Genomic DNA, 23,591 nt, shown 5'->3' with positions numbered 1-23,591 from the left:
TCCCGATATGGAATGATGCGACCCAACTTTGGCGCGTCGATGCCGTAGGGAGGCGGTTACAGTATCAAGCCCGATCCCAGCAACAGATGGTTGGATCGTCTCTGCGCGCTGACAGTGTGATGCTCAGAGGCGACACATTACTCATAGAACCTTTCCAGGGGTTTTCGAACCGGCCAACGGCTTCTGGACAGCTTCGATTTTGGCTCCTCGAGAGTGCACTTCAACGCTCCCAGTCGGGAAAACCTGATCTCGACAGTATCTCCCGGATCCAGAAAGTCGTCAAAATCCAACCCGGTGCATCCGGGGGTGGTTCCGAACCCGAAAACTGTGCCAGGACGGATGGGGCCAATCATTTCCATCCACTGAAAGATGTCCTCAGCGCCGTGGCTGATCTCGGATGTTGAACCTTTGAAACGCGCCTTGCCATTTACGATCACATCGACATCTTGATCAAACGGGTTGCCGACCTCGTCAGCCGTAACAAGAAACGGGCCAAGCTGATTTCCAAATCCCATGTCCTTTGAAAGGCAAAGGCCGCCAATGAACTCGGGGACCTGAACGTCTCGTGCGGAAATGTCGTTGAAGATGCAGTAGCCGGAAACGGGTTGTCGAGTATTTCCATATATCACGGCAAGCTCCGGCTCGATGTCCAGACGAGCGGTGTATGTCGGCCATGGAACATGTTGCCCGTCCCCGACAATAGAGTTCATGTTGCATTTGTAGTAAGAGAGTGGTTGAGGTCCGGCAGAGGGCTTATCCTCCGGCTCAGAAATAAGGCCAGCCTTCAAAGAGTTCAGAATCGGCTCTGTTTTTGGATTTCCGTGTTCGAGTTTTAAGAACGTTTCCAGAGAGTTCCGCAGGTGGGTTGGTGTAAGTCCGAAATCGAACAGGGCTGCAACTTCCACCGGTGCCAGAAGTTGCACCGACTCCAGACTGAAAACTTCGTCGTCTCCGAGTTCACTCAGATGCTCTGCGCCCCAATCAAGAAGCTTACGGGCCATGTCTTCGCTATCCGGCAAATTCGAAAGGTATATCCTGCTGTTGCTGACAATGTCAGTGTCCAGCCCGGACCGTTTCAGCAGCGTCCCGAAGCCAACGACATGCGTGCCGATCACGCCTCCGAAAACGGGAACTTCAGATGCCGGTGGGAGAAAGCGTGCAATTTTCATGGGATGTTCTTTCGATTCGAAGACAGATCAGAATGTTGGCGTCAGGCCGCGTGTTATGGCGACGCCGTAAATCTCGTCGAAGGTTTCGGGCTTGTCCCACGGTTTGTCCTGCGGTTCCGATCGGAACTCGCGATAGGCCCGTTCGACGTTCATGTAGATTCGTTCAGGACAGAGCCAGTCTGCATAAGGCCCCAGGTCAATCCTGCGCGCGGCTTCGCTGGCACTGCGCCCGTCGTCGAAATGGATGCGCGATTCCTTTTCCACATACTGCAGGTAGGATTTCATCTCATGCACCCCGTCCAGTCCGCAAACCGGACCATGGCCGGGTACGATGACATCGGGTTTCAATTCGTTGATTATCATGTCCAGGGCTTGATACCATTTGTTAAAAGAACCCACCCAGCCCATCGGTGTGCACAAACGGAACAGAACATCTCCGGCAAAAAGAACGCGCTCCCGAGGAAGCCAAACGATGGAATCCCCGGCCTGGTGACAAGGTCCTACGTGAATGATGTGAACCTCGACGTCATCGAGAACGACTTTGAGACGATCGTCGAACAGGACGCTTGGCGGCACCAGGTGAACGCCCCGGAATTCATAATCCTCGGCAATCTGTTTCGCGGCGGCAAATACACCCGGGTGAGCGGCTTTCAATTGCGAACCGATGGTGACGCTTTGGGCCGCATCGATCATATGTTGAAATTCATCAGGGTCTGCCACCAACTTCATTCGCTCGGGCAGGCTGCGATGCCCGATGATCTGGGCGCTGCCAAACAGCTGGTTTCCGTATACGTGATCGGAATCTTCATGAGTATTGACGACCTTTTCCGGCATGCCCGTCCAGACTCTGCTGAACATGTTGATCATTGCCTGGGCATGCGGCAGATCGGACTGCGTGTCGATCACCATGCCGCCGCCGATATTGATCAGCCCGGAATTGGCATCGCAGACTCTGTTTTTTTCATTCAGAACTGCATAGCAATTATTGCTGACCTGTTCCATCTTCATGCTAACTCTCCATAATTGGATCGAGATTGTTCTTCGTTTTCGGAACTGTCGACCATACAAAATGATCGTCGACCGAGCATTGTCGCAGAATTCCAACAGGCGCCGGGCGCGATCATCGCTTGTTCTCGGAATCTGGCGGCACCGGCGGGACGGCGCCGTCCGCCGCTTTGGCTTGAGCCGCCTTAAGCTTGGCGATGTCATTGCTCGACAGTGTCGGAGCATCGACCGAAAGGGTGATCTTTTCGATTTTGCCGTCAAAGGCGAAGGGGATGTCGTAATCGGCGACGTTGACCGACGTACCCGTATCGGAGCCGACGTCGAGATGTTCATCCCAGGCGAGGGTAAAGGGGATCGTTCTGGTCATCGTCTTGCTGTCGACGATCTTGCCGTCCACCTGCAGGGTTCCGGTGCCAGACCGGCCGAAACCGGCGATCGAGCCATAGGCCAGCGTATCCGCGCCCAGCCCGTCATACTTGAAGTCGAAAACCAGGACATGTTTGCCTGGGCTCAGTGCCGTGGCGCCCCGCCACGTCTTGTGATCGAGACCGGCGAGGTTCCAACTGAAGGTCGGGATGCCTTTGAGCAAGTAGAAGCCGAAACCGGCAAAGCGGCCGCCTTGCGTGATCAGCATGCCCGCGCCGCCGGTCTCGGGCACCTCGATCTCGGCTGTGAACCTGTAGGACGTGTTGAGGACCGAGGGCGCGTTGGTGCTCGACACGCCGGTAAGCGGGCCGGTCCAGACATACATGTCGCGGCCCGTTGCGATGCTTGGCTTCGATGCGTTCTGCCGGGTCGCGACGGATGCATCGAGCGGGAAGACCTGATTTTTCCCCGCTTCTTGATAGAAAAGGGCTGTCAGTTCCGCCACCTTGCCGGGATGAGCGGCCGCCACATCCTCATATTGTGTCCAGTCCTTGCTCAGGTCGAAGAGCTCGTAGGGGTAGCTGGTCGGGTCCGAATTACCGGCACCCGAACTTTCCCACGGCGCTCGCATGACCTTGGTGCTCAGGATCCAGCCATCATGGTAAAGGGCGTGGTCACCAAGCATCTCGAAATACTGGGTTTTCCGTGCCGATGGCGCATCGGCATTCGCCGCATCGAAGGTATAGGTCATGCTGACCCCGTCGATCGGCGCCTGCCTGATCCCGTCGACCTCTGTCGGGGCCGCGATCCCAGATGCGTCGAGAATGGTCGGAAGAATGTCGATGACGTGGTGGAACTGGTGACGGATGCTGCCCTTGTCCTTGATCCGCCGGGGCCACGCGACGGCCATGCCCTGCCGCGTGCCGCCGAAATGGGATGCGATCTGCTTGGTCCAGGAAAAAGGCGTGTCAAATGCCCATGCCCAGGCGGCAGCCATGTGAGGATAGGTCGCCTCTGATCCCCAGATATCGTAGAAATCCGAGAGCTGTTGCGCCACCGGGACGTCGATCAGATTGGCCGACGCGACTTCGTTGGGGGTGCCGTTCATGGTCCCTTCTGCGCTCGTCCCGTTGTCGCCGCTGATGTAGACGATCAGCGTATTGTCGAGCCGCCCCAGATCGTCGATGGCCTGTATGACCCTGCCGATCTCGTGATCGGCATACATAAGATAGGCTGCAAATACCGTCGCCTGACGTTTGAACAGCTTTTGTTCATCGGCCGACAGCTGTTCCCAGCGCTTGAGCAAACCGTCCGGCCAAGGCGTCAGCCGGGCGCTGTCCGGAATAACGCCGAGCGCCTTTTGTTTTTCGAAGATCGTCTCGCGCAGCGCGTTCCAGCCCTGATCGAATAGGTGAAGTTTGTCGGCCCTTTCGATCCATTCCTTTGTCGGATGATGGGGTGAATGCGCGGCTCCGGGGACATAATAAATGAAGAATGGCTGCTCGGGTGCCAGCGTGTCTGCCGCCCTGACATATGTGATCGCTTCATCGGCCATGGCCGTAATCAGGTTGAAATCCGGATCGGCCAGGAAGGGCTGGATATAGGTGGTGTTGCGGACTAGATCGCCCGGCCGCCACTGATTGGATTCGCCGCCCATGAAGCCATAGAAGTAGTCGAAGCCCAGCCCGGTCGGCCATTGATCGAACGGTCCGTAAAGTTCCGTGAACGAAAACGGCGTGTTGTGGTTCTTGCCGAACCAGGCGGTGCGATACCCGTTGTCGCGCAGCACCCGGCCGATTGTCGCCTTGTCCTTCGTGATCACGCCGTCATAGCCAGGATAGCCGGTGGACATCTCCGGGACCACGCCGAACCCGACCATATGCGGATTGCGCCCGGTCAGCAGGGCTGCCCGGGTCGGCGCGCATAGGGCGGTGGAATGGAAGTTTGTGTAGCGCAGGCCTTCAGCGGCAATTCTGTCAAGAGCCGGGGTGGGAATGACACCGCCAAAGGTGGACGGCGCCCCAAACCCGACGTCGTCGGTCATAATGAGCAAGACATTCGGCGCACCTTGTGGCGGCACGATCCGAGCTGGCCACGACGGTCTGGATTCACTTGCGAGCGTCTTGATCTCCCCCCTGAAAGGCTGGGGCTGTGGAGGCAGTTGGGCGCCGCCAATTTCGATCGTCGGCTGGGTGGCATCAGGGGGCCCACTCAATTCGTCGGACCACGCGGCAGAGCAAATCATGACAGCCGATGCCAGCCACCCGAAAAAGGAAAGGCATCTGCCAGAAAAGGTCCATTTGCCTTTTATGCTGAGCCGCGCCGCAGCCGCAGTCCCCGCAAGATCGACAGTGGAACGAGCCCCCGTTTCAAGGGCGGTAGGCAAACTCAGAAGATTGTCGCAAGAAATGTATCCCTTATCTGCACCACTCTCGCATCCTTGGCTGTTTTGCAGACTTGAGAAATTTACTGCCTTCATGAATTTGATCCACTTTACTGCTCTGGCCGTCGATTGTGTTCAGTGATTGTCTGCTTCTGAAAACGTGGAGCCCTTTTTAGCTTAAGGCTGGCCAACGCATAGCCGGAGATCTGTTCGGACTTGCCCATCGTTCAGATTGCCCCTCCGCTATCGAATCCGACGCCTAAAAGACATAGCTCAATTTCAAAGATACTGAGTGGTTCTCAAAGCCGCCTCCGAAAGATGCATTATAGTCCGCTCTCAAATCCAACCCTTCCGTGCTGTAGATTTGAAGGCCAAGACCGACATTTCCGAGATATTTCGGAGTTTCAGTCTCGATTGTGAACGGCCCGACACTGTCCGGGGCCATCACGAAGGACAGATCATTTTTGATCGATCCCGCAGCCGAAATGGAAGCTCCGACAGTTCCGAACAGACGTGCCGTCCAATTCTTTGAAAGGTCGGCCTGTCCACCGAATTCCACAGCCGGCAGGACGGTCACACCAAAGTAATCGGTGTCTCCAACCTGCATTGCCAGCGTGTCCGAGCCTTTTTCGGTATAGCCAGGCGTATGGGCATAAAGGATATCCAGGTCCGCCCTTGGCCTGACATACCAACGCTCGAAAGGAAATTCGTAAGCAGCCCGAAAGCGCGTGCCCAGGACCAGGGTATCGCTGTGGCTCGTGACGGTCGCCGCTCCCAGACCCGGCATGCTGGCGTTCCGCTGATTGTCATTCCACATGTATCCTACGGTGCCGACAGCCGCCAGATACCACCGGTCCGCATCGTATTTCACGGCAGCGGCAAGGTTGAAGCCTTCGCCATCGCTGTGGAACGAGCCATCGTCATTCGACGTCTGGCTCTGGACATAAGCGGCGCTGCCACCCAGGATCCAGTTATCCGCAAAGGCGATCTGCCCGCCAACGCGATAGTCCTGGCTCTTGATCGTCGCGCCATTGTCGCCGGGAAGCTCGGTTCGACCGCCGCTTGCCTTTCCCCAATAGCAGCTGTGCTCGCGCAGCAGCATGCTTTCGCCTTCGAACTGCGGGCAACTGAGGCTCGAGGACATGGCCGTCTGCGATCCGGAAACCGCGCCATAGGTCATGGCGCCAAAGGCGGCATTTGTCATGCCGCTCAGGGCGTCCTCGTAATCCGACGCCGAGTCTACCTGATAGAGCGCGCCAAACATGGCGGCGAACGCGTCGGTCTCGTTGGTTCCGTCGCTCGATGTCGGCGTCTCTCCTTCGTCGAGCGCGTCCCAGACGTCGCCCAGGTAGCTCGCCGCGTTCTCTTCGTTGCTCGTGAGATCTGCGTCGCTTGGCGTGAAATCGGCCGACGGGGTCAGGTCGAGCGCGGTATTGTCCGAATTCATCGCCAGATCCCAGGAATAGAGATAGCTGCCCGTCACCACTGTGTCGCTATCGATGACGGCCGACCCTTCGGGGAGCGTCAGCCCGTCAGGCGCGTTTATGATCCCGTAGCCTTGTGGCAGCAGGCCACCGATGACGTTGGGCGTGATCGTGCCGCCGATCGCCGCCGTCGAATAACTGAGGCTATCCGAACCGAACCAAAGGACGTCGTTCAAGACGCCGTCGCTTGCCGTGGCGTCGATGTCGACCAGCCAGTTGGAATTGCTGTCCGTCAAATCGAAGTACGATTGGTCGTACGCCGTCGACTGATAGATGTTGCCGTCGCCGCCGATACTGAACTTGCCCTGATTGATGAGATAGCTGCTGGTGAATTCCTGGCCGAAATTGAACGTGCCTGTATTGGTTACCGTGAGGTTGAAGTCACCGCCCCCGGTCGGTGCGCCGGTGAACACGGCGCCGGTGAGTGTACCCGCATTGGTGATGGTCCATGCATCGCTGCTTGGAGTGTAGACGGCATAGCCATCGACACCATCGGCCGTTGTCAGCGTCCCCGTCGAACCGATGGTGATCGTCCCGCCGTTGGCCGTTTGCGCATAGATGCCCGCCGCGACGCCGCTGGCATCGGAAAGTCCGCCGGTGCCGCCACTTACCGTGCCGTCGACGGTGATCGTGACATCGGTTCCGGGGTTGGGGCCGACCGCACCGACTGACTGGGCGAAGATCCCGACCGAGGAGGCGCCATTTGCAAGAACCGACGCGCCGTCCGCGATGGTGATCGAAGAGGCGCCGTTGACCGCGTAGTAGGTATCCTCAAAATTGACCCCCGGCAGGTCGAGGCCGATCGTCAGCGTCCCGTCAGAATCCGTCAGGTAGCCGCCGCCACCGCCGATAGCCTGGGCAAAGATCGCGTGGGCCGCGGTGCCGGAGGTCTCGATTTTTCCAGAGACCGAGATGTCGAAGCCCGATGCGTTGCTCGCAATCCCCGAACTGGTCGTGCCGTTCTGCACCGATGCCCCGCTGAGCGCGGTCGGCAGTCCGACCGACGGGTCGCCCGCAAAGCCACCGCCGCCGCCAATCGACTGGGCAAGAAGGCCCCAGGCGCCATCGCCAAAGGTCTGGATGGTGGCGCCAGCGTCGACACTCATGCTGAGAAGCCCGCCAACGCCGCTTTCAGAGGTACTGGTATTGCTTATCACCGTCGAGGACTCGATCTGGTCGTTCGCGCTGATGACGAAACCGCCACCGCCGCCGATGGATTGGGCGACGATGCCGATGGCCCGGTCGCCGAACGTTGTGATGGCCGTCTGGTGATCTATCGTCACGGTGCCGCCGTCGCCCGTGTTGCCGCTGCTGCCGCCGATACTCAGGGACAGGCTGGTGCCGTCAGAGAAGTCGCCGTCGACCTCGGTGTTGCCAAAGCAGAGGCTGGCGCTTTCGTCTTCCAGATAGCTCACACCTGCATCGAGAAGTTCGCCGACGGCAGAGTTGCTCGAGTTGGTGCAGCCGCCTGCGCCGGTCCCGCCGCCGCCGCCGATGCTCTGGGCGAAGATCCCGATTGCATCGTCGCCCATCGTTGCGACAGAACCGGGGTTCGAAACCGAAGAATTCGCAGTCTGGGTGGTGATGTCGATGGTCCCGCCATCGCCGCCGGCACCGCCGCTGCTGCTGACGTTCAAACCGATCTGGATGTCCACGTTGTTGCTGACAGTCCCATCGGCACCCTGGCCGCCACCACCACCGATCGACTGGGCGTTGATCCCGGCCGCCCCATAGCCGTAGGTCACGATGGCCCCGCTCTGGGTGATGTCGATCTCGCCCCCATTGCCGCTGCCGCCGCCTGTGCCGCCGACCGCGATGCTGGCGGCATAGGCAGTGCCGTTGTCGCTGTCGTCATCCTCGCTGCCGTCGGAGGCGTTGTTGTCGGCCGTCGATGTGGCGGAACCGCCGGCCCCGCCGCCGCCGCCAATCGACTGGGCAAAGATCGCATGGGCGCGCATGCCGGTCGTCGTCGCCTGACCCGTGTTGGTCACGCTGACCGTGCCTCCATCGCCCGAGGCGCCGCCGGCTCCGCCGACCGACACGTTCGCCGAATAGCTGCCGACCGAGGACTGGGTGGCGTTGACGTCGTCGGAATCGTCCTCGCTGGCGCCGACCGTCGTCTCTGCCGTCGAGGAGCCGCCGGTGCCGCCGCCGCCGCCGATCGACTGGGCAAATATGCCGACCCCGTCGCCGCCAGTGGTCAAAGTGCTGCCATCGCTGCCGGTCAGGATGCCACCGGTATAGATGAGCCCGTCGTTGACGACCGTGACCGCGCCGCCGTCGCCGCCCGCGCCGCCCGACCCACCGACCGAGGCGCTTGCCGAGATCGTGGCGCTGACTTCGCCTGTCGCAGAGCTGCTGGCGGCGGCATCGGCCGCGCCGGCGCTGCCGCCGCCCCCGCCGATGGATTGCGCCAGGATCCCACGCGATCCGGCACCCAGCGTGCGGATCGCCGCGCCCAGTTCGTTGCTGACCGAGACGTCGCCGCCGTCGTTGCCGGTTCCGCCGCTGCCACCGATGGAAACCGACAGTCCGACCGAAATCGAGATGTCGTCGCCGTCGGCAGAGCTTTCGGCGGTGGAAGACGAGCTTCCCGCCCCGCCGGTGCCGCCACCGCCACCGATGGATTGAGCAAGGATCGCTGTGGAATATTGCCCGAAGGTCACGATGGAACCGGCCGCCCCGTCGAAGCTGCCGCTGCCGTTGGTGATCGTCACATCGCCTGCATCCTGATCGCCCGCGCCGCCATCTCCGCCAAGCGTGACGCTCAGCGAGAAGCCGACCGGCAATCCGCTGGCGAAGCTGGAGGCTGTTGCATCGCCGCCATTGCCCCCGCCGCCCGAGATGGATTGGGCGAGAATGCCATAGGCCTGGTCGCCAGCCGTTATGATGGCGCCGTCATTGTCGATGGTGACCGTCCCGCCGACACCCGCGGCGCCGCCCGCGCCGGCCGTTGCGCCGATACCGATGCTAAAGCTGATGTCGGAATCGTTATCGTCGCTGTCATTATCGTCGTCGCTGGACCCGGAGGTCGCTGTGCCGCCATCGCCGCCGCCGCCGCCGATCGACTGGGCCATGATGCCAATGGCGTCGGCGCCCTGGAGGTTGATTGTTCCGAACGGGGTCCAGTCGCTGACCGTGTCGCTCTGATCTTCGACCGAGGAATCGTCGTCCAATTCGTCAAGAAAGCTGCTGAGCTCGGAGCATTCAAAGGAATCCTGCGCGTCGCAGCCTGTCATGATGACGCCGTTCGACTCATTGGTGACCGTGAGCGTCCCGCCGTTCCCGCCGTCGCCGCCCGATCCGCCAACGGCATAGCTGACGCCGCCGAAGAATCCGCCCTGGGCGGTGCCCTGGGCCCCGGTGCCGCCGCCGCCGCCGATCGACTGGGCCACGATGCCGACCGCACGCGCGCCCGACGAAACGAAAGTCTGATCGAGCGAGACCGTCACGCTGTCCCCGGACCCGCCGGAGCCGCCCGACCCGCCCGTCGCCATCGAGAACAGGTCCACCAGCAGCCCGTCTGCTGTGGCAGAGCCGCCGGCCCCGCCGCCGCCGCCGATGGACTGGGCCACCACGCCGAACGAAAAATCGCCGACAGTATAGATGCCGTCGCCGCTGTTGATGTCGACGGTGACCTTGCCGCCGTCGCCGCCATTGCCGCCCGACCCACCTGTCGCCCCGCCGATGCCGCTGCGGTTTCCGCCGGCCCCGCCGCCACCGCCGATGGACTGTGCGATGATCGCCGAGGAGGCCGCGGCATAGGTCGTGACCGACCCCGTCCCATGGGTCACGCTGACACTGCTGCCATAACCGCCCCCCTGGCCTCCGACATCGCTGCCGCCGATGTTTCGGCCGGATGTGCCGGCGCCGCCACCGCCGCCAATGGACTGCGCCACGATGCCGAAGGACATGGCGTTGTTGTACTGGTCGGTCTCGTCATCGACCCAGTCGGACGATCCCGAGACGACCGTGCCGGTGTTGTCGACTCTCACCGGACCGCCGTCGCCCCCGCCAGCGAAGCCGGAACTGGCCTGCGAGCCGAGATTCATGAACCCGCCATCGGTGATGCCTTCTGCAGCATCTGCCAGATAGAGCGCGAGCCCGCCGCTTCCGCCGACCGACATGGCCATAATGGCGCTCGAGGTCGGGCCGCTGACCGTGACCGTCCCGGTATTGGTGACCGAGACGGCCTGGCCGGAAACCCCGTTGCTGCCTAGGTTCGAGTTACCGTCCCCCGAGAAACCGAGAACAGAGCCGCCTGACGGCGCTTCGGAAAACGTATCGATCTGAGAGTAGCCGCCTGCGGAGAGAGCGACGATACCGAAGGCGGCGCCGGTGGACTGGGCGGAAACGGAAATTGACCCGTCATTCTCGATCGATACTTCGCCGGCATTGCCGACACCCGTGCCGGATTCATCCGAAAGAAAGTTGGCGATATCGCCGGTGCTGAGTCCGAGAAGGCCAAACCCCAGATTGTTCCCCGTGATCGACATGTTTGTATCGGAATCGGCCGAAATCGACACATCGCCTGCATAGCCACTCGCATCGTTGCTCTGCGATTGCTGACCGCCGGCGCTAAAGGCAAAAACGCCAATGGCACCGTACCCGTCGCTGCCCACCGCGAGGTTCCAGTCGTTCGATATGTCGACTGTGACATCCCCACCATTTCCGGGAGCGGCCGGGTTCGAGGATTCGAGATCGGCACTCCCCCCCACGGACCCCGCGACGATGCCGGTGGTATTAACCACATCATCGCCGGTGGTCAGCCCGCCGGTCCAGGACACGGTTATGTCGCCCGCGTCGCCGCCGTTTCCTACGCCGTTCCCTTCGAAGGTCACCCCGGGGCCGCCGCTCGAAATCGCCCAAAGCCCGATCGACGGCATGAAATTCGATCCATCCGGATTGGAAATTCCATGCATGTCGACATCGCCGCTTTGTGTGACCGAGACGTCCCCGCCGGGTCCGCCCGGCCCTGCGTAATCGTCACCGACGCCGCCCTCGTACTGGCCCTGACCTCCCAGGGAATAGGCCGTGATTGCGCCAATATAGGCCTTATCGCCAAACAGCGCCAAAAGCGCGTCGTCGCTCCCCACGGTGGCGTCGCCAGCATATCCCTCGACCGTGATGTCGACCTCGTTCGACAGGGTGACATCGCCGCCGTTGCCGCCATAGTATTCGGCCTGGTTCGTCGAATCCTTTGCCTTCTGGACGGACCCCGGCGCCCCGATGGAAACTGCGCTCAGCGCGCCATTGCCGCCATAGGCGTAGGTAATGCTGTCGCCGTCATTGTACTCGCCAATCGTGACCTGGACGGAAGCTTTGCCCACCAATACAGGGGAATAGTCCAGAAGCGGGCTGTCATCGCCCGCCTCGACTGTCAACGTGACGTCCGGGGCATTCGCGCCGGGATAGGGATCGTAATTCGTCGTCTTCTTTTCGTAGCCGTAGGTTTCGTTGGCCTGCTGCCCGGCGGAATGCAGGGCAAAGACACTCGAAATGTACTCGTTCGAACTGGTGATTGAATCGCTATAACCATTCGTTATCGCGTTGGTTATCGTGCCATCCACCGTAAATGTTGACGTGCCGTTGCTGGAATATGGCAGATCGTCCGAATTGTCCGTCCCGATCTGCGCCTGGGTCAGCGTAAAGGCCCCGATCCAATCCGTGTCGCTACTGTCGACCGTTTCGGAAATAGAAAATGTGTTCACGCCGTTGGCGGAAACATCCATCGTGATATTGTCTTGGTTCTCATTTGTCTGACCCGTCGGGCCTTCAAAATACTGAACCATGTCGACAACCTGCGCCGCAGCGGGACTGCCCAAGAGGGCGGGCGCCGCAGCGATCAAGGCAACAACCGATACTGACAATTTCAACAAACGCGGCGTGGCCGGCTCGCCATTGTCCCGGAAAAGTGCTCGGCTCGCAGCGCAAGGACGCTCTGAACCGGTCACGAGAAGTACCTTGAGTTCCTTGATCAATGCTCTGCCGCTTTCGCTGAATTTTGTAATGTGCTGTCAGATTCACTTGCACCGCTTCTGACGAGCGTCCCCCTTCGCGAGGTCCGCCTTCTCAGGCCAGCCTTGTCCGATTTCACTCGCCAACATTCTCTAGGCCGCCTGTCTTTCGGCACGAACGTCGCCTGACTCGGCTGTTCCATCACTTGTTTTCGCCGGAACGCGACGGCCACACTTCGGACGGCGGCGGACACTTCGTTGTCCCTGCCTTCGGCGGCATATCCCGCGAAGTCGGGAATGCAGCGCTCTGTCTGCAACAGGACCTGCGGCGCCATCCGGGCACAGGAAGGCAAGCGGCCTCCTCTGCAAGCAGGCGCGTCGAAAAAGTTCTGGGTGTCATGCGGCAATCGGGTCAGTGGTGGAGTAACGGCATGGTGCGTGGCGGCCGAATGCAAAGCAAATCGGAAAATTTTCTGATGATTGGTCTAAAACCGATGCAATTTCCTATCATGATGAGCGTCATGGCGGTCCTCGTTGTCAGCCGCGCGCTTCGATCCGAATGGCAGGAGATCGATGCCGATGCGTTGATCCGGGCGATGGTGTTCAACTGGCTCTGTGTCAGGGTCAGCTAGCTGGACCGCCTGAGCTGGCCGGAGACGGTCGCCATCTCCCCAGGCCGGAAACCGCAACCCAACAGCATCTGCGCCGCGCCACGGATAAGTTCATGGACCATACCGGGGCTGTCGAGGAGGGGCGCTTGCCCCCCGTCCGGCCGTTGGTCCACCTCGCCCTCGTCTTCGACGACCCGACCACGGTGCGCATCCATGGCGAGGCCAAGGCAGAGGCCGGCTTCGCCGCGCAACGACTGATCGTCGCCCTCGATCCCCTCCGTGCCGGATTGCAGCGTGAAAGGTGCCGCGACCGCATCCTTGAACGCGGGGAGAAGGCGGAAAACATGGCGGCGAACCTCGACCGACGGGAAGGCGGCCAGACTGGCCGCAGGTGCAGGGCCTCCGACCACGGCGCCTGTAACCAGCTCTCGCACGCCGTCGCCGCAGCCGTGTCGACCCGCATCTTCGATCCGATCCGTCAAATGCCGGGACTGAACACCCAGGGTGTCGATGAAGACGCCGTTGCCTGGGCCGAGTCCTTGGATGGCACGCTCGCCCTGCTGACAAATGCCGCTGATCTACACCCTGCCGTGGTGGCCGCTGGCTTCAAAAGCCTTGTCAATATTGAGCTCAGGTCCCACGTTCTCAAAAGAAACAGCGAGATTGGCCCGTTCATCACCGGCTGGCTGACCCCTTGGTGCCCATCCCCAGATCTGCTTTCCTGCGCAGGTCCTGTACTGTGTCATGGGCATGCGCCTGAAGCCACGGGCCATCCGGCAAGCCCCCTTCCGCACGGCCCCCGACCTGCTCGCACGCATCCAGAAGCACACCGCCCCCGTCGGAAACCGCACCGTCCACGGCATCTGAAGATCAGCGCCAGAGCAACTCGGCCTCTTCGGCGCAATGGAAGGGCTCCCGAAAGAGCCGCAAGACGCCGGGCAGATCGACCGGGCAGGACCAGCCTGTCGGAGGCGTCAAGTCGCGTAGCCGGAATCTCGTGACTCAGAGAGACCCATTACCCAAGTCTGGAGCCGAATGCCGTTCGCCATTCCGTGCACCGATTGCCGGCCGCGGAACCGCGCCTAACTGTCCCGCCATCGATCGGTGATCCGCGTTCCTTGTTGAACCAGCGACATTACTGTTCTTCCCCGATGTCATGCCGGGCGCGGACAGAGCCCGGGGAAATGCCGAACCGCTCGCGGAAGGCCGAGCAGAAATGCGAGCTGCTGGAAAATCCGGCCGCATAGGCAATCGAAGTGATCGAGTTGCTGGAATTGCTGAGCATCCACATGGCGTAGCGCAGCCGCGTCTGCTGGATGTACGCCTTCGGCGAATGTCCCACCTGCTCGGCGAAGCGGCGCGAAAAATGGCGCGGGCTCAGCCCCAGTTGGGCCGCGAGATCAGGGATCGACAACCGCCCCTTTACATCGTTCTCGATCAGAACCAGGGCTTTCTGAATCCGCGGATCGGAGACGCTGACCTGACGCATCAGACCTGTGCGTTCGAACTCGCTGAGCGACCGTTTCCCGGTCACCGACAATTGGTGCACCGCCTTGGAGGCCCGATCCGGCCCAAGGTGCGCTTTTATGATGGCCGCCATCAGGCTAAGGATAGATATGCCGCCGGGGACCGTGATGATCCTGCCGTCAACCACGTAATCATTGCGGGTGGTGCATTTGTGGCCAGGAAAGGCCAGTGCGAAGTCCTGCAAGTGATAGGGGTGGACGCACACCGTCTTGCCCGCCAGCAGCCTCTCCTCGGCCAACAGGAAGATGCCGGTGCAGACGCCAACGATGGTGACGTCCACCGCCTTTGCGGCCTGCAGATAGCGCCGGTGCGCGGCAGGAAGGTATTCCGCCTGCTCCAGTAGACCGCCGACAACGAAGAGATAGTCGAGGTCGTTCGGATTGACATAGTCCCGCGTCGTGGCGATCGCGATGCCGCAACTCGAACGGACTGACGATTTCGCGGTCCCGAGGATTTCCCACTGACAGTCGATCTGCCGGGACTGATCGCCGAAATCACCGGCATGGCGCAGGCTTTCGACGATCCCGGTCAGCGACATCAGCGAAAAGCTCGGGCAGACAAGAATCCCGACCGACAGCGACGGTCGGCCGGGGCGCTTCGTCTTCAGGCGCCGCTCCCAGATCTGGTCGAGCGGTCCGACATGGTCGCTGTCGCCCGACCCTGGCTCCAGCTTTTGCGACTGTGGCATGAAGATAAACCGGTCTTGTCCGAATTCTGCCGATATTGGCCGAATTCTGAAATACGTGCCACGCTTTTTCTGCAGATGCTAACACAATCAAGACGCGGTTTTTCCACACGACAGCTAGGCCCTTCTCCGCATGGTGCTTCCCCAGAATCTCTCTTGCGCCTGTCGCGCCCCGGGGCTTGCCTTGGTCGCGGTCGGGGACGATGCTGCGGCGTCCAAGTTTGTCGCGAACCGCACGCTGACCGTGGCATTCACCGGCGACATGCCCGGCTCCAACTGGCAGGACGGCAGGCTGATCGGCTACGACAGCAAGGTCATGCAAATCGCCACCGAGAGGATCAGCCTGACTTTGGCCCCCGCCCTGATGGAATGGTCGGGCCCCATCGCCTCGGGCAAAAATTTCCGCGCCGGTGTCGACCGGACGGCGGAATATCAGCTTCCACAATGCGATCAGTGATCCCATGACACGCGGGCAGATGCGGAATGGGGCCGTATCTGGCGTCAGTCGGATCGCCGCAACCCGGAGGCCGTCATGACGGCGCAACCCATCCTGTCGCTTCAGGGCATGCACAAGAATTATTCCGAACTGGACAACCCCGCCCGCGGCCGTTCTGGCCGAGGCGTCAGGGGGTGCGGTGAGCCGATGCATAAAAACGAAGGCGTCCCCCCGGCGGGGACAGGCATGGGGTGGAGAAGGCGATGAGGTTCTCGCAGATACACAGCTTCTATATGGTCGCCAAGCTCGGGACCTATCAGGCGGCGGCCGAACGGCTGAATGCAAGCCAACCCACGATCTCGGCCCGAATCTTGGCGCTGGAGGACCGGCTTCAGACCAAGCTTTTTAATCGCAGCGGTTATCGTGTTGCACTGACCCCGCAGGGACGGGCTTTTCTCGACTATGCCGAAAGGATGTTGGAGCTGCAACGCGCCGCGCTGCACGATCTCCAGTGTCACGAGGAGCTGTCCGGGACGATCCGCATCGGCGTCGTCGACCCGATGATTTCGATCTGGCTGGCCGACTTCCTGATGACGTTAGAACGCAGCCATCCTCGGCTTGGCATCGAATTGATCGTGCGCGCCTCGCCACTGCTGCAGGAAGACCTGCTGAGCCAAACGATAGACGCGGCGTTCACGCTGGCGCCGATCCTGCACGCCGACGCCACCAATATCGATTTTTGCGACTGTCCCATGGCCCTTGTCGCAGCCCCGGCGCTTGCGCTGCACGGACGGCGCCTTGGGCCCGGGGATCTTGCCGGCATGAACCTGCTGACATCCGAGAAGGTCACCCGTCCCTACGAGAGCCTCAGACGGCTGATGAAACAGCACAACGTTTCGGCGAAGCTCAATCCGATCAGTGCGCTGAACAGCGTTATCCTGCTGACGCGCAAAGGGCTGGGCATCGGCCACGTGCCGCTGGCCGCGGTCGAGGACGAACTGGCGCGCGGCGATCTGGTGGTGCTCGACATCACGATGGCGCTGCCTGAGCTGCGCTTCACGATGTCCTATCTGGATGGTCCGCAAAAGGCTCAGGTCGAGACCATCAGCGCTGCATCGATGGAATTCCTCAAGGCGCGGGCACCGGCCGGAAACATCAATCTTCTTTTCTAGCGACTTCCGTGGTTGCCGCCCATTGTGCAATTCCGTCCAACTTCCCGGCTTGGAGATGGAGTGCGGTCTTCTGTCAGACCTACCTGTGCGACCGCTGGCCGGTATGTTGATCGCGGGTCGGGGTCAATCTCTCCGCAGAACTGGGCTGCTCACGGAACCACGCCGAGGTGCCCCTGGATTTGCAGACGCTTTGCTGCCTGACTCTGAGGCGAGGAGGCCGAAATGGGGACAAGCAATTGCAGCGCTGAGGTCAGGCGGGAATGGGGGACCGACATCACCTGCCTGAGAACGCACGAAGGATGGCTGGATCCGTGTGCTATCATCGGCCTGTTTTCCTGTCGTGTCGTCGGTCGGTCCGCACTATCCCGCATGACGCCGGACCCGGCGCTCCAGGCTCTTCCCATGGCGATCTGGCCACGAAAGCCTTTGGGCCGGGCCGCCGTGCATTCGCACCAGGACCCCCAGTTCACAAGCCAGGACTGGCGGATAGTCCTGCGCCAGCACGACCCCGAACCCGGCATGAGCCGGCGCGGCAACTGCCCTGACTATGGTGTCGCACAAAACTCTCCATTTGTCGAAGCGGGACCGGATCGGACAGCGGACATATCCGACCCGTGAAGACCCGCGTCGAAACGTGTTCGAATACATCGGGCTGTTCCACAACCCGAAGCGCAAGCACACGAACAACGGCATGCTGTCGCCCGTTGACTTCGAGATCCGGCAGCAGAAACCGAACCACGCAGGGGTCTCGGAAACCAGGTGCACCTCGGTTCTAGCCCGGAGAGCGAAGCGCACAGAACAAGACGACGGCGCCCAATTTCATCCGCCTCCGGCTTCAAGGAAGGTCAATCCCAGGAAGTCCTGCCGCACAACGTATGAAGTCGCCCTTACAGTCGGACATTTGTACGTTGCAAGGTCAACGCCAGGATCAAAAGCCGACGTTGTCGACTCCTTTCAGAGCCAGCATCCGGCGGGCATCGGCGGGGGTGGCGATCTCGTGGCCCAGTTCAGTCAGGATTCTCCTGACTTTCGAAACCTGCTCTGCGTTGGATCTGGCCAGTTTCCCTCGGCTGATGGACAGGGAATCCTCGAGCCCGACGCGCACCGATCCGCCCATCATCGCGGCCTGCGTTGCGAAGGGCATCTGAAAGCGACCTGCCGCCAGCACGGACCAGCGATAATCGTCGCCGAACAACCGGTCTGCCGTTCGCTTCATGAACATCAGATTGTCCAGATCCGCTCCGACGCCGCCCAGGATGCCGAAAACCATCTGAACAAAGAACGGCGGCTGAATCAGGCCGCGATCAAGAAAGTGCGCGACGTTGTAGAGATGGCCAAGATCATAGCATTCATGTTCAAAGCGGGTGCCGTGCTCTTCCCCCAATGTTTGAAGGATGTATTTCATGTCCTTGAAAGTGTTTCGGAATACGACGTCGTCCGTCGACTCGAGGGCTGGTTTCTCCCAGGGATGTTTCCATTCGGAATAGCGCGAGGCCAGCGGAAAAAGGCCAAAATTGATCGAGCCCATGTTGAGCGAGCACATTTCTGGCTTGGTCGCGAGAGCCGCCGCAAGCCTCTCCTCGACACTCATGTTCGGTGCGCCCCCTGTGGTGATGTTGAGGATGGCATCGGTAGACTGTTTGATACGCGGCAGAAACTTCATGAACACGGAAGGATCGCCCGTGGGTCGCCCATCCTCGGGATTGCGGGCGTGCAGGTGTATGATCGAAGCACCGGCTTCGACGGCCTCTATCGACTGCGTGGCGATCTCTTCTGGAGTGACGGGCAGATGCTCCGACATGGTCGGGGTATGAATGCCACCGGTCACGGCGCAGGTGATTATGACTTTCTCAGATTTGGCTGCCACTTCTTATCCTCTTTGTTCAACGGAACTGTTTGACGCCGTCGCTTGGCGCATGATGTCGACCAGGGCTGTTGGGGTGGTGATCCTGTTCCCACGCCAAACGAGTTGCCGATCCGGCCGGATCGGCGGGACATCGGCGCCGTCAAGGCCGGCGATTTCTTTTCGTGAAATCTGGGCAAGCCCCATCGGCAGGCCGTGGTGAGAGCACTTTCCAGCGTCGTATCTTCCGCCCCATGCCTTATATGGGTGAAGCCGAAACCGGATGCGCTTGAAGAAGGCCGGAGGAAAGGTCGCTCGTTCGCGAGCGGGTATCGCTGATCCCCATCGGGGGATAGGCGCAATCGACCACACGTTGATCGTCTTGGCAGGGGCCTGATGGCCCACAGGCTCGCTTTTTTCGACAATTGCAAAGCTGTGACCGCGCAGCGCCATTTGTGCTGCATGCGCGAGACCGGCCGGTCCTGCGCCTAAGATCAACCCGTCGCAATCAGCCGGAGTGCCAGCCATCTCTTCCTCCAAGTTCAGCCGTGGACATCTTCCGCGGCATGAAGCCCCGATCTGAGAAGAGATCAGGCGCCGGTCGGAGGGCAGATGGCAGACCGGTGATCATGATGCCCTGCAAGCATCATGACTATGCAGCCCTATGACCAACAAGTATGCTACTCGGGAGGATCGCCATCTCACTCTTCCACAGGAAAGGCGATTTGAGCCGAAGGTTCGCGAGTTCTCGTTTCGGCCGCAGATCTGGCTGCAGGTGGAGAGTAGAAGGAGGGGAAAGATGTCACTTAAGCTTGCCCAATTGCGTTATGTGGTTGCCGCGGCCGAAGAGGGAAGCCTGCGCGCCGCCGCACGCAAACTCGGAATCGGACAACCCGCGATCAGTCGCAGCATGAATGAAATCGAGCGGAGTCTTGGCGCCCCGCTCTTCGAACGGCATCAACAGGGGATACGGCTGACCTCGGCGGGCCGGGCCTTTGTTCTGCGTGCTCAGACTGTTCTGTCCGAACTGCGCAAGGCCGAAGAAGAGGTACGGCAAATCAACGGTGACCTGACCGGCCTAGTTTCGATCGCGATGTCACCGGCGACCATGTTCAACTTAATGCCTGGTGCATTGAGCGCCTTCAGAAAACAGTATCCTCGGGCCCAGGTACAGGTCACGGAGTCCCTGTTCGAGTCGGTCGAGCAGCTGCTGCTGCGTGGACAGATCGATTTCTTTGTCGGGCCTTTCAACGAGACGACGATCCAGCCGAGTTTCAAGTGCGAATGCCTTCACCGCAACTTCCGCGCTGTCATTGCCCGCAAAGGGCATCCCCTTTCCGGTGCCAGTGATCTTAAGGATCTCGTCGATGCGGAATGGGTCAAGGCTGCCCCTTTGAACCAGGCGAGTGAAGCGGACTACGATCTTATTTTCAAACAACAGAACTTGCCGCCCCCCAAGGTCGTCATGGAAACAGGCTCTTCGATCGCCGCCCTCGTTGCCGTCGCCAGCACCGACCTGTTGGCCTATCTTCCTCCGGCGATCATCAGGACTCCTCTCGACACCGATCTTCTCCAAATTCTCCTGCCGAATGCGGTTCTGCAAACCCCGCCGATCTGTATCGTGCGCCGGGCCGATCTGCCGCTGACCCCGTTGGCCGAGTTCCTGTCTGACATGTTCCGCCGTGCCGGTCTTCAGTTTTCCCGCCGGCTCCCCTGACGGAGGCCTGGTTGCCTGTGGAAAAGGACTCGAGCGCCGCCCCTGACGGACTGGATGCGCCCCTCAGGATGCAAAGGTCAGGGGCACGCTCTTGACCCATGGGAGGCCTTCATCTCCTTGTACTGGTTCGGGTTGGCCTATGCGCGCAAGATCGCTGGCTGGCGCGTCAACGCGTCGGCGCAGAGTGGGTTCGTCCTGGATGCCTTCGAGCAGGCCGTCCATGACCGCAAACCGACGAAGGCCAGGCGACGACTTCGGTGTCGGCTCTTCCGAGGGCCGAGCAGCGATTCATGATAGCGATGCGGATCTGGATTTCGGCGGTTTGGCGGCCGTGATCGCGTGACATGATCCGTTCGCCGGAGAGCTTGAGGCAGTCCATTTGCGTCTCGATACGGCTTCGGGCATGACAGCCTGTCCATTTTTTCCAGAGAGCCCGGACCAGAAATCTGGTCGCTCGCAGGCTCTCATTGCGCAAGATCGCGGCGGGGAAACCGGGTTTCCACGCACGGCCGCTCCGTTGGGCCAGCGGCTTATGGCTCGGGACTTCGACCGTCAGGTCCCCGAACTCCAGGTCCGCATCACCGTCCTGAAGGGCTACACCGCGCTTGGCATCCCTATCACGGAAGCCGTGGGATCAGCCTGTCCGGGGAAAGGGGAACTCCGGCCAACGGCTGATTTGTACAACAGAGCCCGATCCGAACGACACTTCCAACAAGGGCCGCCATGTCCGGCAGGCGATGCGCCAGGTCACACCTATCGCCGCGCTGGATATAGGGACCAAATGTGACGCCCGCCGCAGGGTGGGTCCGGGTATCCCAGCGGCCTTGCAACGGCGCCGTATAGGCGGGACGGCCCGCCGAATTGATTTTGAAGTACCTCAGGGGGGGAAGGTCGCACCCCGTGCGGACCGGGGGCGGGCCCCCAAAAAAACCCGCCGTCTCCCGCCTTGCAGCCGTCCGCGGGATTGGCTACCCGGTGCCCCTTCCCGATTCCCAGCCCTGAGACGGTCTTGCCCATGTCGACCGACACGCTTGCCATCGATTTCGGCACGTCGAATTCCGCCGCTGCCGTCCTGGACAATGGCCGTCCCCGCCGCCTGCCGATCGAGGCCGGGGCCGAAACGCTGCCCACCGCCGTGTTCTTCCCCGCAGGGGGTGGCGCCATGCAGATCGGTGCCGCCGCCGCCCGGGCGCTGGTCGCGGGGGAGGAGGGGCGTTACATGCGCGCGCTGAAAAGTGTGCTGGGCACTTCGCTGTTCCACGAGGAACGCCTGATCTCTGGCAAGCGGCGGACGCTGACGGATGTGGTCACGGCCTTTCTCGTCGAACTGAAAGGCCGGGCGGAACGGGAAACGGGGCGCACCTTCACCCGCGCGCTGTCGGGCCGGCCCGTCCACTTTCATACCGCCGACCCCGACCGCGATGCCCGGGCCGAGGCGGACCTGCGCGCCTGCTATGACGCGGCGGGTTTTGCGCAGGTCGACTTCCTGTTCGAACCCGAGGCTGCGGCGCTGGCCAGCCACGGCGCCAATGCCGCCGGCGGGACGGGGCTGATCGTCGACATCGGCGGGGGGACATCGGACTTCTCGGTATTCCGGGCAGAGGACGGCGAGGTCCGCATCCTGGCCAGCCACGGGATCCGGCTGGGTGGCACCGATTTCGATCATGCTGTGTCGATGGCCCACGCGATGCCGCTTCTGGGGCAGGGCGGTGCCCTGAAGCGCGAGATGGGCGAAGGCCTGCTGCCCATGCCCAATGCGATCTATGCCGATCTGGCCACCTGGGCCAAGATCCCGTTCCTTTACACCGCCGAAATCCGCCGGGACGTCGCACGGATGGTGAAGCTGGCGGAAAAGCCGCGTGTCCTGCGCCGTCTGTCAACCGTGCTGGAGGAGGAGCTGGGCCACGACCTGGCCTTTGCCGTCGAACGCGGAAAGATCGCGGCGAACGGAGCCGAGAACGACGCAAGGATCGCCATGGGCCTGATCGAGAAAGGGCTGACGGCCCCGGTCACGCCCGCTTCGCTGGACGACTGCCTGACCGGTTTCGGTGAAGCCCTGCGCAAGGCCGCGGCCGAGACGCTGCAGATGGCCGGCGTCACGCGGATCGACACCATCGTCCTTGTCGGCGGTTCCAGCCTGATGCAGTTGATCGAGCGCGAGATGCGGGTGGTCTGCCCCGATGCCGTCGTGGCCCGGACCGAAGCCTTTACCGCGGTGGTCGACGGGCTCGCCCTGGCCACCGCTGCCTGACAGGGACCGACAACGGGAAACGGCTGTTCGGACCCTAAGTCGGGGTCGCGGCCGGGCCCGCGCGATAGCCGATCGCCTCGGAGATTGTGGATGCGGTTTCGATCAGGTTGCGGGTGGCCTCGCTGTCGCCAGTCTTGCGAAACGCGCGGCTGGCGATCAGCGACGCGGTCAGGACAAGGTCGCCCTGTGCGTCCAGCACGGGGGCGGCCACGGCTCGCAGGCCGGGGATGAAATCGCCCGATACCGCGGCAAAGCCTTCCGACAGGATCGCGTTACGCAGCGCCTGCGGGTCTTTCGGCGCCATGTCCGGATCCCCGGCCGCGATGACGGCGGCCTGGGCGTCCATCTCGGCCGGGTCGCCGAAAGCGAAGTGGATCATTCCGTTGGCAGAGGTGAGCAGGGGCAGGGTGGTTCCCACTGCCAGGTTGGTCACGACCCGGGGCACGCCAGGGATCAGGCGGATGACGGTGGCGCCGGCGTCGCCCCAGACGGTGACCAGTCCGGTCCGCCCGGTCTGCAGCACCAGAGACTTCATGTGCTGTTCGGCGGTGGCGAAGGCATCGATCCGCCCCAGCGCCGCCAGCCCCAGATGGATCGCGCCCGATGCAAGGTCGTAAAGCCCCGAATGCGGGTCCTGGGCGACCATGCCGCTGACGATCAGGCTGGACAGATAACGGTGGGTCTGGCTGGACGACAGGCCCGCAGCCTGCGCGATGCCGGTCAGGGTCGACGGCCCGGACATCCGAGCGACGGATTTCAGCACACGCATGCCGATTTCGACCGACTGGATGCCGCGACGCGTGCTTGTGTCCTTGGTCATAGGGCCCTCGTACTGAAATCCACCGATCCTTACTGCCTGTCGGCCGGGCAACCAAGCGAAACTGAATGGAATTCCGGGGCCCGGCTCTTTGGGTAACCTTCCGGGCCGGCAATTGACATTCCCAAACCGAGCCTCATAAGGTCTGACGAAATCGGCGGACGATCT

At 61.5% G+C, this 23,591-nt stretch carries 16 protein-coding genes and 2 pseudogenes; 8 read left to right on the top strand and 10 right to left on the bottom strand.

The window, feature by feature from the left end; all coding sequences use genetic code 11:
* Positions 1–137: 137 nt before the first annotated feature.
* The 3 genes from FQK05_RS18005 to FQK05_RS17995 all read right to left on the bottom strand — a co-directional run bounded on the left by FQK05_RS18005 (position 138) and on the right by FQK05_RS17995 (position 4,785).
* Positions 138–1,169 (bottom strand): fumarylacetoacetate hydrolase family protein, encoded by a 1,032-nt coding sequence (locus FQK05_RS18005; protein ID WP_158969425.1) that lies wholly within the window; start codon positions 1,167–1,169, stop codon positions 138–140.
* Between the two features lie 27 nt (positions 1,170–1,196).
* A complete protein-coding gene (locus FQK05_RS18000) occupies positions 1,197–2,177 on the bottom strand; it encodes an MBL fold metallo-hydrolase (protein ID WP_158969423.1) in 981 nt (326 codons plus the stop codon).
* A gap of 112 nt (positions 2,178–2,289) precedes the next feature.
* Positions 2,290–4,785, bottom strand: coding sequence for an arylsulfatase (locus FQK05_RS17995; RefSeq protein WP_158969657.1), 2,496 nt, complete (start codon positions 4,783–4,785; stop codon positions 2,290–2,292).
* On the opposite strand from FQK05_RS17995, the gene FQK05_RS25915 reads away from it, so the two are divergent.
* A complete protein-coding gene (locus FQK05_RS25915) occupies positions 4,784–5,065 on the top strand; it encodes a hypothetical protein (RefSeq protein WP_199252708.1) in 282 nt (93 codons plus the stop codon). The genes FQK05_RS17995 and FQK05_RS25915 overlap by 2 nt on opposite strands.
* A 117-nt stretch (positions 5,066–5,182) precedes the next feature.
* Here FQK05_RS25915 and FQK05_RS17990 read toward each other — a convergent pair whose 3' ends face one another.
* On the bottom strand, positions 5,183–12,388 hold the full coding sequence (locus FQK05_RS17990; protein WP_158969421.1) for an autotransporter outer membrane beta-barrel domain-containing protein: 7,206 nt from the start codon (positions 12,386–12,388) through the stop codon (positions 5,183–5,185).
* A gap of 182 nt (positions 12,389–12,570) precedes the next feature.
* Between FQK05_RS17990 and FQK05_RS17985 the strand changes: the two genes are divergently transcribed.
* Positions 12,571–12,996, top strand: coding sequence for a hypothetical protein (locus FQK05_RS17985; RefSeq protein WP_158969419.1), 426 nt, complete (start codon positions 12,571–12,573; stop codon positions 12,994–12,996).
* Here FQK05_RS17985 and FQK05_RS17980 read toward each other — a convergent pair.
* Entirely contained in the window at positions 12,993–13,457 is a 465-nt protein-coding gene (locus FQK05_RS17980; protein WP_158969417.1) for a hypothetical protein, read from the bottom strand. The two genes, FQK05_RS17985 and FQK05_RS17980, sit on opposite strands and share 4 nt — an antisense overlap.
* 653 nt (positions 13,458–14,110) lie before the next feature.
* Positions 14,111–15,190, bottom strand: coding sequence for a GlxA family transcriptional regulator (locus FQK05_RS17975; RefSeq protein WP_158969415.1), 1,080 nt, complete (start codon positions 15,188–15,190; stop codon positions 14,111–14,113).
* 130 nt (positions 15,191–15,320) lie between these two features.
* Between FQK05_RS17975 and FQK05_RS17970 the strand changes: the two genes are divergently transcribed.
* The 3 genes from FQK05_RS17970 (at position 15,321) to FQK05_RS26555 (ending at position 17,413) form a co-directional block, all read left to right on the top strand.
* Complete coding sequence (locus FQK05_RS17970) at positions 15,321–15,644, top strand: type 2 periplasmic-binding domain-containing protein (RefSeq protein WP_158969413.1); 324 nt, start codon at positions 15,321–15,323, stop codon at positions 15,642–15,644.
* Positions 15,645–15,886: 242 nt separating this feature from the next.
* On the top strand, positions 15,887–16,795 hold the full coding sequence (locus tag FQK05_RS17965; RefSeq protein ID WP_158969411.1) for a LysR family transcriptional regulator: 909 nt from the start codon (positions 15,887–15,889) through the stop codon (positions 16,793–16,795).
* Between the two features lie 222 nt (positions 16,796–17,017).
* Complete coding sequence (locus tag FQK05_RS26555) at positions 17,018–17,413, top strand: DDE-type integrase/transposase/recombinase (protein ID WP_158969409.1); 396 nt, start codon at positions 17,018–17,020, stop codon at positions 17,411–17,413.
* 310 nt (positions 17,414–17,723) lie between these two features.
* Here the strand turns inward: FQK05_RS26555 and FQK05_RS17955 are convergent, their stop codons facing one another.
* Together FQK05_RS17955 and FQK05_RS17950 are read right to left on the bottom strand one after the other, a co-directional pair.
* The gene (locus FQK05_RS17955; protein ID WP_158969407.1) at positions 17,724–18,662 is read right to left on the bottom strand and encodes a BKACE family enzyme; all 939 of its coding nucleotides are present in this window, start codon (positions 18,660–18,662) and stop codon (positions 17,724–17,726) included.
* A 3-nt stretch (positions 18,663–18,665) separates the two neighbouring features.
* A complete protein-coding gene (locus FQK05_RS17950) occupies positions 18,666–19,166 on the bottom strand; it encodes an NAD(P)-binding protein (RefSeq protein ID WP_158969405.1) in 501 nt (166 codons plus the stop codon).
* A gap of 271 nt (positions 19,167–19,437) precedes the next feature.
* Between FQK05_RS17950 and FQK05_RS17945 the strand changes: the two genes are divergently transcribed.
* Positions 19,438–20,355 (top strand): LysR substrate-binding domain-containing protein, encoded by a 918-nt coding sequence (locus FQK05_RS17945; protein ID WP_158969403.1) that lies wholly within the window; start codon positions 19,438–19,440, stop codon positions 20,353–20,355.
* 244 nt (positions 20,356–20,599) lie between these two features.
* Here the strand turns inward: FQK05_RS17945 and FQK05_RS26180 are convergent.
* A pseudogene (locus FQK05_RS26180) lies at positions 20,600–20,875 on the bottom strand (IS5/IS1182 family transposase); the annotation flags it as partial.
* Between FQK05_RS26180 and FQK05_RS17940 the strand changes: the two are divergent.
* Positions 20,873–20,989, top strand: a pseudogene (locus FQK05_RS17940) (IS5/IS1182 family transposase); the annotation flags it as partial. The pseudogenes FQK05_RS26180 and FQK05_RS17940 overlap by 3 nt on opposite strands.
* Before the next feature lie 381 nt (positions 20,990–21,370).
* Positions 21,371–22,606: an Hsp70 family protein gene (locus tag FQK05_RS17935; RefSeq protein ID WP_158969401.1), complete on the top strand. Its 1,236-nt coding sequence runs from the start codon at positions 21,371–21,373 to the stop codon at positions 22,604–22,606.
* Positions 22,607–22,640: 34 nt separating this feature from the next.
* On the opposite strand, the gene FQK05_RS17930 is transcribed toward FQK05_RS17935, so the two are convergent.
* Positions 22,641–23,426, bottom strand: a complete 786-nt coding sequence (locus FQK05_RS17930) for an IclR family transcriptional regulator (protein ID WP_158969399.1) — start codon at positions 23,424–23,426, stop codon at positions 22,641–22,643.
* Positions 23,427–23,591: the final 165 nt, after the last annotated feature.

The organism is Chachezhania sediminis, assembly GCF_009765275.1.
GTDB classification, from domain to species: domain Bacteria; phylum Pseudomonadota; class Alphaproteobacteria; order Rhodobacterales; family Rhodobacteraceae; genus Chachezhania; species Chachezhania sediminis.
This window is presented reverse-complemented; position numbering and strand designations above follow the sequence as displayed.